Raw genomic sequence first — 12,647 nt, forward strand, 5'->3', positions numbered from 1 at the left:
TCAAATCTAAATTACCGCCAATGTTTAAAAAACTTCAACCTAAAACGTTCTTAGTCGCTTTTTTCATTGCTATCTCCATCTCTGCTTTTGCTCAAAAAAGAAATTTCTATACGCTAAAAACCACCCCCAGTTGGCTTCAAAAAGTTAATACCGTTGATAAAAGGCCCGCCAATAGAGACATCCAAGATGGTTTTTACCTGTTTTTATTTGAACAACAGAACAATGTTGAAAGCCAGGAACAGTACATCCATGTAATTAGAGAGATCGTTTCTGATAATGGTGTACAAAATGGTTCAGAGATAAGTGTAACCTACGATCCATCTTATGAAAAACTTACCTTTCACAATGTTATTATTTGGAGGAATAATAAGCCAATAGATAAATTGGATGCCAGCCATTTTAAGGTGATGCAGAACGAAAAGGAGCTATCAAAATTTATCTATAGCGGAACTTTTGACGCCTATTTAATTTTAGACGATGTTAGAAAAGGAGATAGAATTGAATATTCCTTTACTAAAAAAGGTGCAAATCCGGTTTTTGCTAATCGATATAGTGATACGTTTTATTTTGATGGTGATAATCAAATAGCCAACGTATATTTTAATCTGATCACAAAGAAGGAAAGAGCAATCCAATTTAAAAATTTCAATGCTGTTCCGCCACTAAAGGTTAAAGAACAAAATGGGTTGAAAATCTATGAATGGCAAGGCACCCTTACCAAAACCGTTAAAAGTGAAGATTTTGAGCCTTCGTGGTACGATCCCTATAGTAGAATACAGGTAAGCGAATTTAAAAGTTGGAAAGAGATTGTTGATTGGTCTATTGTTCTTAATACTTATAGTCTAAGCCAATCAGAAATATTAGGTGCTAAGATCAAAGATTTTAAACTTAAGTCTAACGGTAGCAAAGAAAAATATTTGGAACTTTCTACCCGTTTTGTACAGGATGAAGTAAGGTACATGGGCATAGAAATGGGCGAATATTCACATCGCCCCAACTCGCCCGAAAAGGTTTTGAAACAAAGATATGGCGATTGTAAAGACAAATCTTTGCTACTGATCGCCTTGTTAAACGGAAATGGAATTACGGCGTTCCCTGTCTATATCAACACCTATCTCAAAGATAAAACGAAAGAAATTCTGCCAACCACAGGGGCGTTTAACCATGCCGTTGTATTGGTTGAATTTGAAGGGAGGAAAATTTGGATAGACCCTACCATTGCTGATCAAGGGGGATCGATCAAGAAAAATTACTTTCCCTATGCGGCAAATGTCTTGGTAGTTAAACCCGGGAACGACAAGTTAGAATGGATAAATCCAAGTCCAACTGGTCAACTAAGCTCCTCTACCGTTATCATACTTCCCGATACAGCTAATGGCAAGAAAGCAGAAGTAACCATAAAATCAAGATATACGGCCAATTATGCAGATGATATGAGAGACTATATCAGCTCATCGGGTATGGATAAAATCGAAAAGGATTATTTGGAATACTACACCAAAATATATCCGAACATAGCCAAGGTTAAAGATATAGTAATCAATGATGACAGAAAAAATAATATTATTTCATTAGAAGAAAACTATGACATTGAAAATATTTGGATAAAAGATGATTCTGTATCCTCAAAATACTTTGCCGACTTCTATGGAGATATGATTAGTGGGGAGTTAAGAACTTTAAAGAAGGCCAGAGCAACTCCTTTTGCGCTAAAATATCCTGTTAATATTCATCAAGTTTTAAAAATTTTAATCCCTGTTGAATCCGACATAGAATCTAAGGAAACTACTATAGATAGAAAGGGCTATAGGTTTAATTATCACCGATTTTATAACCTAGATACGCTGATTTTGGACTATCAGTACGAGAACAAGAGCTATGAAATTTCAGGTGCCGAAACTAAACAGTATGTAAAGGATAGAGCAGCCATTTATGATGCCATAAGCTATAGTATTTCTTGGGATGGAAGTCCGGTAGATGAAACAACTAGTGATCTAAATCTTGGGATGACCCTATTAGCGATTCTTGTATTTCTGGGTTGTGCGGTCGGCGGATTTTTTATTTATACCCATAAGCAACCATTTAATTTAGAAGAAATAAAACATGCCCCAAAGATTGGTGGATGGCTCATTGTAGTTGCCATAGGCTTAATTTTTAGTCCTTTTAATTTAATTCGTACTACCTATAGTTCAAATATGTTCAGTCAAAGCGCATGGGATAGCCTTTCTAACTATCCATCAGCTGCTGCACTCATCTGGAAATGGGTATTTGCTTTGGAAGTGGTCGCGAACGTGGCTATAATAGCTGGGAGCCTTTTGCTTATTGTTTTATTTTTTGCTAAGCGGAAAATATTTCCAAAATTTTACATTATTTTTAGAAGTGCGGCATTTCTTATCGTGTTAATTGATGTGATAATTGTAAATATAATTTCAACCGATGAAGTTAATAAGTTTACTATGATTGCTGATTTTACCCGTATTTTCACTACTCTTGCCTTTTCAATCATCTGGATTATTTACTTTCTTAAATCAACCAGAGTTAAACAAACGTTTGTATTTACTTACCCAAGTTATGCGTGGAGAACTGAACTAATTAAAGACCTGTCTGCCAACATTAATGTTCCTTTTCCAAACCTTGATCCATCTATTTCAGAAAAACCGAATTCTACAGAATCCACACCCAGTACAGATTCACAACCTCCAGAAAACAAAACTAATCTGGGCAATATAACAACTTAACCATCCAAAAATCGAAAATTCCAATCCTTTAATCTTAAAAATCAGTATGAATTACAAAAAATATCTAGCCCTTCCCGCGCCTCCGGAGGAAGTTTATCTAGCGTTAACTAAGGCACAGAGCATCCAATTGTGGACTGGTGCAGAAGTGGTGTTCACGGAAGAGGCCGGTACAGAATTTTCTTTTTGGGAAGGTGATATTATTGGAAAAAACATAACGTTTGATCCCCCTAAAAAAATTGTGCAGCAATGGTATTTTGGCGATCAAATGGAGCCATCAATTGTTACCATTAAATTGCACGAAGATAAAAAAGGTACTTCCTTAGAATTTGTGCAAACAAATATTCCAGCTGATGATTTTGCAGATTTTACGGCCGGAATTGAGGAATATTTTTTAGGAGGATTAGCTGATTTCTTTGAAATAGAATAAAATGTTAAGCCATTTGGATCAGTTTTATCTGGAACAGGAAGAGCCTACAAGGGCTTGTTTACTGGCAGTTAAAGAAATAATCCTCAAGCACAATCCTTTAATTACGCACGAATGGAAATATAAATTGCCATTCTTTTGCTACAAAGGAAAACTGTTGTGCTATATCTGGTTCCATAAAAAATTTAAAAAGCCATATTTAGGATTTTATAATGGATTTTTAATTAAAAATGAGGACCTGATCGCCGAAGATAGGGCGAGGATCAAAATCTTTTTATTTGACGTAGAAAATGACTTACCCATTAAAAAGATTAATGCTATCTTAACAGAAGCCCTTTATATTTACGATAACAAAATCAATATTTAAATGAAAAAATTAGCCGCTCTCCTAATCATTTGTTTAATTTCTATGCACATCAGTTCTTGCACAACGATGTCTTTTTTTTCGCCCGCATTGAGTGGAAACAACATGGCCTATATGCCCAAACCCATGGGTACCGATTCTATTAAGTCTAAAAATTATGTGAGCGGAAGTTTCGCTGGATTAACGTTACCCTATTCAACCGGTCAGATTAATATGGGACTTTTAAATGTAAGCCGATCAAACACATTCAAATATATTACCATTTCATACGGGGCTTTTGGCGCAGTCGGCGAAACTAGATACGATAATCAATTTAAAAAACCCAATACACAGTCGATAAACTCTTATCGGGGGTTTACCGGCGCGGGATTAAGAACTTCGATTGCACTTTATGATAAAGTAGGTAAAAATTTAGAGTTCAGAATTTTTAGCCTAGAGAATTCCCTAAGCTTCGAAAATGGAGCTTATGCTTCGCTTAGAAAAGAACTTGCAGCTTTAAACGATCCCAACATCATCACTTCAACTAAGACCACACTTTTCAGTACAGGGTGGTCAACAGAACTCATTTGGCATACCAACCAAAATAAGGATACCCAGATTGCGCTCAGATTGTCTGTTGGCAAAACCTTAGGACTGGCAAAGAGTTATAACACCAAAGATAATGAGGGCTTAGGTGGATTAGGGAGCTGGACCTTATATTTTAAATCGAATCGTATTTTTGGGAATTTAGATGCTGGGGGCGCAAATGGCCTTGCAGCTAAATGTACTTTAGGCTATGCATTTTAAATTTATCAAACATATCCCTTTGTTTAACTGTTTTTCCTTTATAAAAAATTAACCCATGGGAAAAACAATTGGAATTATATTAATTGTACTCGGTATTGTATTATTAATTTGGACAGGTTTTACGTACACCAAAAAGGAAAAAGTAATAGACGCTGGGCCAATACAAGTATCTGCAGATAAAGAAAAATCAGTAAACTGGCCACCTTATGTGGGTGGGGTTGTTCTTATAGCTGGAGTGGTGGTTTTTCTTGGATCGAAGAAAAAAGCCTAGTATTCTTCGCTCGTAACTACCAATACATCTTCCCGTAGATTATAATGAGATGCCATAACCTCTCCATAGGCACCTGTGCTTCTAATGGCTATTAAATCATTTCTAAAAGTTTCAGGCAGAGGCACTTCCTTACCAAAGCAATCTGTACTTTCGCAAATGGGCCCAACTACATCATACTTAGTTAAACCGAGCGCCAATTGAGAACCGTCAACCGGCAACTGAGAACTGATATTTTCTATCTGATGATAAGCATGATACAACGCAGGCCGCATTAACTCGGTCATGCCAGCATCTAGCACAATAAAATTCTTTTTCTTTCCATTTTTAACATAGAGTACTTTGCTAATAAGCGATGAACACTGTCCAACCAATGCCCTACCCAACTCAAAATGAACCTCCTGGTAAGGTTTGATTGTTAAGAAATCAGTAAAGATTTTAAAATAGGATTCAAAATCTGGAATTTGTCCGTTTGGATTATGGTAATCAATCCCTAAGCCTCCTCCAACATTTAAAATAGTTACCTTAAATCCGTGATCCTCAAACCACGCGGCAAATTCGTTAACCCTTACGCAAAGATTTTTATAAACTTCCAGATTGGTAACCTGAGATCCTATATGGAAGTGGATCCCTATAAATTCTAAATTGGAAGAAATGTTCAAGATATCCACACAGGCCGGTAAATCCCAGGCATTTACTCCAAATTTGTTCTCGTCTAAACCAGTGGTGATGTTTGCGTGCGTATAGGCATCAACATTTGGATTTATTCTGATCGCCACCTTAGCCTTTTTTTGTTTTGCTTCCGCTAATTCATTCAACACCTGTAACTCTTGTACAGATTCTACATTAAAGCAAAAAATGTCCAGATCCAAAGCCGAATTTATTTCCTTATCCGATTTACCTACTCCAGCAAAAACAACTTTATTTTTGTTAAACCCTATTTCAACTGCTTTTTTAACCTCGTTTCCGCTCACACAGTCAGCACCAAAGCCAAATTTCTCAATCCTTTTTAATACAACAGGATTAAAATTAGCTTTCATCGCATAGTGAACATGAAAATTAGAGGCACTAGATGCATCACTACAGGCTTTTAAGGTGCGCTCTAATAGATTTAGATCGTAATAGTAAAATGGAGTTTCTAATTTGGCAAAATGTGCTATATCTTTATCGGAAAACATACGCTGTGAAATTTCTAATTATAATTTTCTTGGTATTTATATCAATTGTTTTTATTGGTAATTACGTCGATTTCAAACGGGGACGAATTAACAGTAAAGAATATGTAAAAAGAACACGGTTATCCATTCTCCTCTTGTTCCTACTGGCTTTTATTTATTTCTGGATAAGAAAAAAATAACCTATTCGAAAATCCTATTGTGTAAACTCCTCAATGCTTCTATCTTATTTTCGGTTCCTACCAATAGGGAAATATTATAGGCACTTCCGCCATAGGAAATCATTCGGATTGGAATGTGTTTTATCGAATCCAGAACCTTAGCGGCATAACCATGTTTTTCTGCTCCGAAATCACCAACTACGCATATAATAGATTGGTCCTTGTCTATTTCAACAGTTCCGAATGAATTTAGCTCCTTGGTAATCTCTTCCAGGTTATCGGTAAAATCAATGGTTAAAGAAACCGCAACTTCAGAGGTGGTAATCATATCAATTGGTGTTTTATACCTTTCAAAGATTTCGAAAATCCTCCTTAAAAAGCCATAAGCCAATAGCATTCTGCTCGATTGGATCTTGATCGCAATAATCCCGTCCTTTGCAGCAATTGATTTGATCTTCCCTTTTTCGCTCTCTGTGCTAATCACCGTACCCAATGCTTTAGGCTCCATGGTATTTAACAAGCGTACCGGGATTTTGTATTTTTGAGCAGGAAACACAGATTGCGGGTGCAAAATCTTTGCTCCAAAATAAGCCAACTCTGCAGCTTCATCAAATGAGAGATAAGAAATGGGTTTTGTACCTTTCACAATTCTAGGATCATTGTTGTGCATCCCGTCAATATCGGTCCAGATCTGAACCTCTTCGGCCATAATTGCGGCACCTAATAAAGATGCCGTATAATCACTTCCTCCCCTACGTAAATTATCAACCTCTCCAAAGCTATTCCTACAAATAAATCCCTGGGTAATGAACAGGTTACTAGAAGTATGACTTTCCAGTAATGGGATCAAATGTTGCGTCGTAAAGGCAATATCAGGCTCATTATCTTCATCAATTTTCATGAAATCCAATGCTGGTAAAAGTACAGATGGTACATTGATAGATTTCAGATAGATGTGATACAGCGTTGTAGATAACAGTTCGCCCTGCGCTAATACTACCTTCTCCTCTATATTGGTAAATAGATCATTAACTAATGATAAAAGAAAATTAAAGTGATAAGAAACAATTTCTTCACCCTGTTCCCTAAAATCACCTTTGGGTAAAAGTTCTTCTACAAAATCGTTGTATTTTTCTCGTAATGAAGTAATTAATTGCGTGGCTTCTTGTTTATCTTCCTTTAATAATTTGGCTGAAATTTCTACTAAACTATTTGTTGTACCAGACACAGCTGACAAAACAACAATTTGCGATTCTGTTGGATCAATGATATCCAACAATTTTTTCATACGTTCTGGACTTCCTACAGACGTTCCACCAAATTTTAATATTTTCATTTATTCAGATATTGCTTTTTATTTAATGATTTTTACCCCCCGATCTTTCATTGGGTTATTATAATTTTATTCAAACAAAAAATTATAAAGGTTTCATTTTAATTATAGAATGCGTATTTTTCTTATTATTGTAATGGGGCGTGAAAATAACGAAAAGACCGTTAAATTCCGACTAAATGACAAAATAAAATACTGATTACGTTTAAAAAAAATGATTCGAACAATTTTAATTCTGTTTTGTCTTAAATAACATCCAATCCAATCGAATATGCAACTAGAAGAATCTACATTAGCTACTATAAATAAATGGCTTAATGGTAATTACGACCAAGAAACTAAAAAAGGGATCCAATCTTTATTAGATCAAGAGGCTTATACAGAACTAACCGACTCTTTTTATAGAGATTTAGAGTTTGGTACAGGTGGCTTACGAGGGATAATGGGTGCTGGATCCAATCGCATTAATAAGTACACCATCGGAACGGCCACTCAAGGGCTAGCTAACTATTTGAACAAGAAATATAAGGGCGAAAAAATTAGTGTGGCTATTGCTCACGACAGTAGAAATAATTCCGACTATTTTGCCCAAATAACGGCTGATGTATTTTCTGCAAATGGGATTGAGGTGCATTTCTTTTCGGCCTTGCGCCCTACGCCAGAGCTTTCTTTTGCCATCCGCCAATTGGGTTGTAAAAGTGGCGTGATGCTTACGGCCTCGCATAATCCGAAGGAATATAATGGGTATAAGGCCTACGGAAATGATGGGGGCCAGTTTACTTCGCCAGATGATAAAATGGTAATGGATGAAGTTGCAGCGATAAAAAGTATTGATGAAGTTAAATTTGCAAGGGTAGAAAGTAACATCAAGTTAATTGGTGATGAAATTGATAAACTATACCTTGATCAAATAACCACACTTTCTGTATCTCCTGAAGCGATTAAAAATCAGCATGATCTCAAAATTGTCTATTCGCCCATTCATGGAACAGGTATTACCATGGTACCAGCCGCATTGGCCCAATTTGGTTTTACCAATGTTACTATAGTTGAGGAACAGAGCAAACCAGATGGAAATTTCCCTACGGTTGTTTATCCTAATCCAGAAGAAAAAGAGGCATTAACCTTAGCATTAAAAAAAGCTGAAGAAGTAGATGCTGACCTCGTGTTAGCCACAGATCCTGATGCAGATCGCGTTGGAATTGCGGTTAAAAACAATGACGGTGAGTTCGTTTTATTAAATGGAAATCAAACTGGGAGTCTGCTTATTAACTACATGTTAAGTGCCTGGGAAGAAAAAGGAAAATTAACTGGGAATGAATATGTGGTGTCTACCATTGTAACTACTAGTTTAATCAAAGCCATTTGCGATGCGAAAGGAGTTGAATATTTTAACACCTTAACAGGATTCAAATGGATTGGACAGGTGATGACAAGCTTACAAGGCAAAAAAACCTTTATTGCCGGTGGCGAAGAGAGTTATGGCTATCTAATCGGCGATTTAGTGAGGGATAAAGATGCGATCATTTCTTGCGCATTTATTGCAGAGATGACAGCCTTTTACAAAGACAAAGGTAGTAGTCTTTACCAAGCGATGATCGATATGTATGTAACCTATGGCATGTACAAAGAAGACTTGGTATCGATTACTAAAAAAGGGAAAACCGGAGCCGAAGAAATCAAAGCGATGATGGAAACGTTCAGGAACAACCCTCCTGCCACACTCGGCGGGTCGGAGGTAGTGACATTAAAAGATTACGAACTTAATAAAGAAACTGATATTAAGACAAAATCAAGCAAAGATTTAGGTTTTCCAAAATCAGATGTATTGCAATTTTTTACAGCGGATGGCAGCATCATCTCTGCACGTCCTAGTGGTACAGAACCTAAAATTAAATTCTATTGCAGTGTAAACGCACCATTAGCAAGCGCTGCTGATTTTAAAGCAACAGAGACTAAATTGGCGGAAAAGATAAAAGTGATCATGAACGATTTGCAAGATTAAAGCTTACGAAGTCTTAATACTTCGTAAGTCTAATTTACATTTGGTTCCCACAGTTCTATCTTGTTTCCTTCAGAATCCATGATGTGAACAAACTTCCCGAAATCATAGGTTACAATTTCGTCCACAATGGTTACTCCATTCGATTTTAACTTTTCAACCAGTTCTTCGATATGTTGAACGGTGTAATTGATCATAAATTCCTTTTTAGAAGGTTCGAGATATTCGCTTCCTTTCTTAAAGAGTGTCCATTGAAGTGGAATGATCACATCTGGCCGATCAATGTTTCGGGACTCGAAACTTACTCCACCCCATTCATTCATTTCAAATCCTAAATTTTTAGCATACCATTCTTTAGTCTCTTTTGGGTTGTCTGATAGAAAGAAAATCCCACCAATCCCTGTCACTTTCGGGATATCGTTAGTTGTTGTTTCGTTTTTTTGCTCTTCCATGTATGTATGTCATTTTTAAAGTACTAGTTAGCACTTTGTGTTCAAATATAGATTCTTTATAGCTTTACTAACGCTTATCGCCATGCGCCCAACCCAGATGAGGTTTTCACATCGAACAGCGATTAATAAGTGGTCTTGCTCCCCATCTTTTTACCTAATTTTTCATATTCGATATCATTGGGTTCCCAAAGTTCAATTTTGTTGCCTTCGATATCCATAATATGTACAAACTTTCCATATTCTGCAGTTTCGATAGTATCGGTTATAGTTACTCCTTCTTTTTTGAGTTCTTCTATAAGGGATGTTAGATCGGCAACGCGATAGTTTATCATAAATTCCTTGGTTGAAGGTTCAAAATATTTTGTTCTTTCTGTAAACGGACTCCATTGAGAAAAGCCCTTTTTGGTCGAATCGCTAGCTTGTCGCCACTCAAAAACTGCCCCATATTGGTCGGTATTAAGTCCGAGGTGAGTTTTATACCATTCTTTCATTTTCTTGGTGTCTTTACATTTGAAAAAGATTCCACCAATACCGGTTACCCTTTTGAGTTTTGTGTTATCGGTTGATGGTGCAGTTGTGATTGTCTTAAATGCGAAACCGGAACAGAACGCAATAGCTGCTACAACTAGTAATAAGATGGTTTTTTTCATTTTATGCTTGATTAATTGCTCTTCTTCTTAAGATCAGGGAACTGATTAATGTTACAATCAATCCAACTGGTAATATTTCCATATACGTCATCATGGCGTTGTAGACAGGATTTTTAATCTTGATTGCAAAATCAGCCATTTCTTTGGTTTCTTTGTTTATTTCGGTTTGGGTTGCCCCACTTGCCTTTAGATCCGCAACTACATGGGCTCCAAATTTATCGGCAAAATCAGGCATGAAATTAAAGTAATAAATAAGCCAGGCAACCACATAACAGGTTGAGGCTATTAATGCAATCATGCCTCCCAATTTAAAAGCTTTTCCAAAACTAATCACCCCTCCATTGTACTTATCCCTGTAATTGCGGACGCCTACGAACACTAATGAAAAGGCGAGTAGCATAGACGCATAGCCGATGAGCATACTCGTGACCATGTCTACATTGCCACTGCAATAGCTATAGTAGTTCAAAGAGAAAAGCATTAGTGTAGTTACTATAACACCAGCAATAAGGCCATAAATGATAATATTCTTTTTCATTTTATTTAATTTTTGTGATCAAATATGACTGTTGTGCGCCATTTATCACTCATACTTTCGGCCATTTTTTATTATCGTCTCAATTTTTTTCCCCTTTTGAAGATTAGGGAATTAGATTTAACCTTTTTGCTTTTTCAACTGCCTGTGTCCTTCTCTTTACATCCAATTTTACAAAAAGGTTCTGGATATGGGTTTTGACCGTACTCAGTGAAACGAAAATTTTTGCACCAATTTCGTCGTTGCTGTAACCTTGTGCCATTAAACCAAGAATTTCTAACTCTCTTTTGCTCAGTTCCAATTGGGAAATTAATGAGGTATTGAGAACAAAATCCTCTTTTCTAATCAGATACACTTCTTTCTCAACAACGATCGTTTCTACACGGTAGTTCTCCGTTTTAGGCTTCGACAGCTTTAACGCAAGCCATATGCCTAATCCGGTAAAAATGATGGCAATAAAACCGATATAAATTTCAAAAAAATGGTTAAAAATGAGGAAACGAAGTTCCAACCACTTGAGAAAAAATAGCAGGGCAGCTAAACTTAAACTGTAAATTAGGGTTGTTTTATGTTTCTTTAAAAAGCTTTTGTTAATAGTCATTTACACAGAAAGTTTCAAGCATTAAGTTTATAACAACGCTATTTATACAGCAACCGATTGCTAGTTTTCTTCGAGAATGGTTTTCAAAGTTAACAAACTCGCATCCATATCTTTCGCTACATGTTTTTCCATCATTGGTATCATAATGTTCACTGGATATTTTAATATACCAGCATTGCTCCAAGATACTTTGGTCTGATTATCAGTTACAGAATCTGTCTCCAGAATTATATTAGCACTGGTTACCATAGGTTTTACAAAACGGATTTCCATTTCAATTCGTTTGCCTTCGATGATATTTTTGATTTCTTTTTCCCCTTCACCGGCTTCCTTATTCCCTCCCCAGGCATAAATAAAGCCTATTGTTCCATCTGTTCCTTTAAATTCTCTATTCCTGTCTGGTGCCGTCATTGCATGTTTGTTAAACTGGTCTTGGTTTTTAAGCAGTTTTAAGAAGTCGAATACCTTTTGCCGAGGAGCATTAACAATGATCTCCCGATTAACACTATGTTCTCTCTTCATAAAAAAGCCAATAACTAAGAGCAAGATAATGAGGCCTGCAACCACTAGTACGATGATAATGATGATATTCATTTTTATTGTTTTAAATTAATATTGCTTATCATTCCACTTTATAAAGTCAATAATATGTGCTCGATTACTGGAAATTATTCTAGTAATGCCATAGTACTGAATAGCATTTTCCAATTTAAATCGGGCGGCCAAAGTACAATAGATATCCATCGGCATCTTTAACTTCAAATCCCCTCAAACCGTCGTCATTGTTAGCAAGTGTTTGAAAAAATATGACATCACGCGACAAGAATTCTACTGCCAACGCATCAGGATCTGGCACATGCAGATAAGCATCCCAACGGGCAATGCCTTTTTTAACATCTCGAGTATAGTTTGGGACCGGATCAACCCCTACTTCTTTCAACATAATCATCGCTGCACCTCGTTGCACGATGCCGAAAAAGATATCTCTGTTTGTGGGTCCTTGAAAAGTGATATCGAACCCTAAACTGTCACGGTAAAAAGATAAAGCTAGAGGCACATCCCTTACGATGAAAAATGGAGCAATTCCCGAAATTTCTGTTTTGGTCATAATTTAAAGGAACCACTTTACTTTGTCAATTTAAATTTTATCTGCTCACT

14 protein-coding genes are annotated in these 12,647 nt (G+C 36.4%); 6 read left to right on the plus strand and 8 right to left on the minus strand.

Going from position 1 to position 12,647, the window contains the following annotated elements; genetic code table 11:
* The first annotated feature begins 20 nt into the window (after positions 1-20).
* From AC6H0V_RS06925 to AC6H0V_RS06945, 5 genes are read left to right on the plus strand one after another with little or no spacing between them, the layout of a single operon-like run.
* The gene (locus tag AC6H0V_RS06925) at positions 21-2,738 is read left to right on the plus strand and encodes a DUF3857 domain-containing protein (RefSeq protein WP_497562989.1); all 2,718 of its coding nucleotides are present in this window, start codon (positions 21-23) and stop codon (positions 2,736-2,738) included.
* Positions 2,739-2,784: 46 nt separating this feature from the next.
* Positions 2,785-3,165, plus strand: coding sequence for an SRPBCC domain-containing protein (locus tag AC6H0V_RS06930; protein WP_497562990.1), 381 nt, complete (start codon positions 2,785-2,787; stop codon positions 3,163-3,165).
* A gap of 1 nt (position 3,166) precedes the next feature.
* Positions 3,167-3,529: a DUF1801 domain-containing protein gene (locus tag AC6H0V_RS06935; RefSeq protein ID WP_497562991.1), complete on the plus strand. Its 363-nt coding sequence runs from the start codon at positions 3,167-3,169 to the stop codon at positions 3,527-3,529.
* Positions 3,530-4,312 carry a hypothetical protein gene (locus AC6H0V_RS06940; protein ID WP_497562992.1) on the plus strand — a complete coding sequence of 261 codons (783 nt, stop codon included), beginning with the start codon at positions 3,530-3,532 and terminating at the stop codon, positions 4,310-4,312.
* A gap of 55 nt (positions 4,313-4,367) precedes the next feature.
* A complete protein-coding gene (locus AC6H0V_RS06945; RefSeq protein WP_497562993.1) occupies positions 4,368-4,583 on the plus strand; it encodes a hypothetical protein in 216 nt (71 codons plus the stop codon).
* On the opposite strand, the gene lysA is transcribed toward AC6H0V_RS06945, so the two are convergent.
* Both lysA and AC6H0V_RS06955 read right to left on the minus strand, forming a co-directional pair.
* Positions 4,580-5,758 (minus strand): diaminopimelate decarboxylase, encoded by a 1,179-nt coding sequence (lysA, locus tag AC6H0V_RS06950; protein ID WP_497562994.1) that lies wholly within the window; start codon positions 5,756-5,758, stop codon positions 4,580-4,582. The two genes, AC6H0V_RS06945 and lysA, sit on opposite strands and share 4 nt — an antisense overlap.
* A gap of 180 nt (positions 5,759-5,938) precedes the next feature.
* A complete protein-coding gene (locus AC6H0V_RS06955) occupies positions 5,939-7,252 on the minus strand; it encodes an aspartate kinase (RefSeq protein ID WP_497562995.1) in 1,314 nt (437 codons plus the stop codon).
* A gap of 268 nt (positions 7,253-7,520) precedes the next feature.
* On the opposite strand from AC6H0V_RS06955, the gene AC6H0V_RS06960 reads away from it, so the two are divergent.
* Positions 7,521-9,254 (plus strand): phospho-sugar mutase, encoded by a 1,734-nt coding sequence (locus tag AC6H0V_RS06960; RefSeq protein ID WP_497562996.1) that lies wholly within the window; start codon positions 7,521-7,523, stop codon positions 9,252-9,254.
* 29 nt (positions 9,255-9,283) lie between these two features.
* Here AC6H0V_RS06960 and AC6H0V_RS06965 read toward each other — a convergent pair whose 3' ends face one another.
* From AC6H0V_RS06965 to AC6H0V_RS06990, 6 genes are all read right to left on the minus strand, one after another.
* On the minus strand, positions 9,284-9,703 hold the full coding sequence (locus AC6H0V_RS06965) for a VOC family protein (protein ID WP_497562997.1): 420 nt from the start codon (positions 9,701-9,703) through the stop codon (positions 9,284-9,286).
* 122 nt (positions 9,704-9,825) lie between these two features.
* Positions 9,826-10,353, minus strand: coding sequence for a VOC family protein (locus tag AC6H0V_RS06970; protein ID WP_497562998.1), 528 nt, complete (start codon positions 10,351-10,353; stop codon positions 9,826-9,828).
* Between the two features lies 1 nt (position 10,354).
* On the minus strand, positions 10,355-10,891 hold the full coding sequence (locus AC6H0V_RS06975) for a DUF4199 domain-containing protein (protein ID WP_497562999.1): 537 nt from the start codon (positions 10,889-10,891) through the stop codon (positions 10,355-10,357).
* Between the two features lie 103 nt (positions 10,892-10,994).
* The gene (locus AC6H0V_RS06980; RefSeq protein ID WP_497563000.1) at positions 10,995-11,489 is read right to left on the minus strand and encodes a response regulator transcription factor; all 495 of its coding nucleotides are present in this window, start codon (positions 11,487-11,489) and stop codon (positions 10,995-10,997) included.
* Positions 11,490-11,549: 60 nt separating this feature from the next.
* Entirely contained in the window at positions 11,550-12,083 is a 534-nt protein-coding gene (locus AC6H0V_RS06985; RefSeq protein WP_497563001.1) for an SRPBCC family protein, read from the minus strand.
* A 115-nt stretch (positions 12,084-12,198) separates the two neighbouring features.
* The gene (locus AC6H0V_RS06990; RefSeq protein WP_497563002.1) at positions 12,199-12,597 is read right to left on the minus strand and encodes a VOC family protein; all 399 of its coding nucleotides are present in this window, start codon (positions 12,595-12,597) and stop codon (positions 12,199-12,201) included.
* Positions 12,598-12,647: the final 50 nt, after the last annotated feature.

The sequence above is a fragment of the Pedobacter sp. NO84 genome, assembly GCF_059703915.1.

Coding starts and splice junctions, on each gene's coding strand:
- lysA (WP_497562994.1), bottom strand. CDS start 5,758: ATGTTTTCCGATAAAGATATAGCACATTTTGCCAAATTAGAAACTCCA.
- AC6H0V_RS06970 (WP_497562998.1), bottom strand. CDS start 10,353: ATGAAAAAAACCATCTTATTACTAGTTGTAGCAGCTATTGCGTTCTGT.
- AC6H0V_RS06985 (WP_497563001.1), bottom strand. CDS start 12,083: ATGAATATCATCATTATCATCGTACTAGTGGTTGCAGGCCTCATTATC.
- AC6H0V_RS06955 (WP_497562995.1), bottom strand. CDS start 7,252: ATGAAAATATTAAAATTTGGTGGAACGTCTGTAGGAAGTCCAGAACGT.
- AC6H0V_RS06930 (WP_497562990.1), top strand. CDS start 2,785: ATGAATTACAAAAAATATCTAGCCCTTCCCGCGCCTCCGGAGGAAGTT.
- AC6H0V_RS06965 (WP_497562997.1), bottom strand. CDS start 9,703: ATGGAAGAGCAAAAAAACGAAACAACAACTAACGATATCCCGAAAGTG.
- AC6H0V_RS06925 (WP_497562989.1), top strand. CDS start 21: ATGTTTAAAAAACTTCAACCTAAAACGTTCTTAGTCGCTTTTTTCATT.
- AC6H0V_RS06980 (WP_497563000.1), bottom strand. CDS start 11,489: ATGACTATTAACAAAAGCTTTTTAAAGAAACATAAAACAACCCTAATT.
- AC6H0V_RS06945 (WP_497562993.1), top strand. CDS start 4,368: ATGGGAAAAACAATTGGAATTATATTAATTGTACTCGGTATTGTATTA.
- AC6H0V_RS06990 (WP_497563002.1), bottom strand. CDS start 12,597: ATGACCAAAACAGAAATTTCGGGAATTGCTCCATTTTTCATCGTAAGG.
- AC6H0V_RS06960 (WP_497562996.1), top strand. CDS start 7,521: ATGCAACTAGAAGAATCTACATTAGCTACTATAAATAAATGGCTTAAT.
- AC6H0V_RS06940 (WP_497562992.1), top strand. CDS start 3,530: ATGAAAAAATTAGCCGCTCTCCTAATCATTTGTTTAATTTCTATGCAC.
- AC6H0V_RS06935 (WP_497562991.1), top strand. CDS start 3,167: ATGTTAAGCCATTTGGATCAGTTTTATCTGGAACAGGAAGAGCCTACA.
- AC6H0V_RS06975 (WP_497562999.1), bottom strand. CDS start 10,891: ATGAAAAAGAATATTATCATTTATGGCCTTATTGCTGGTGTTATAGTA.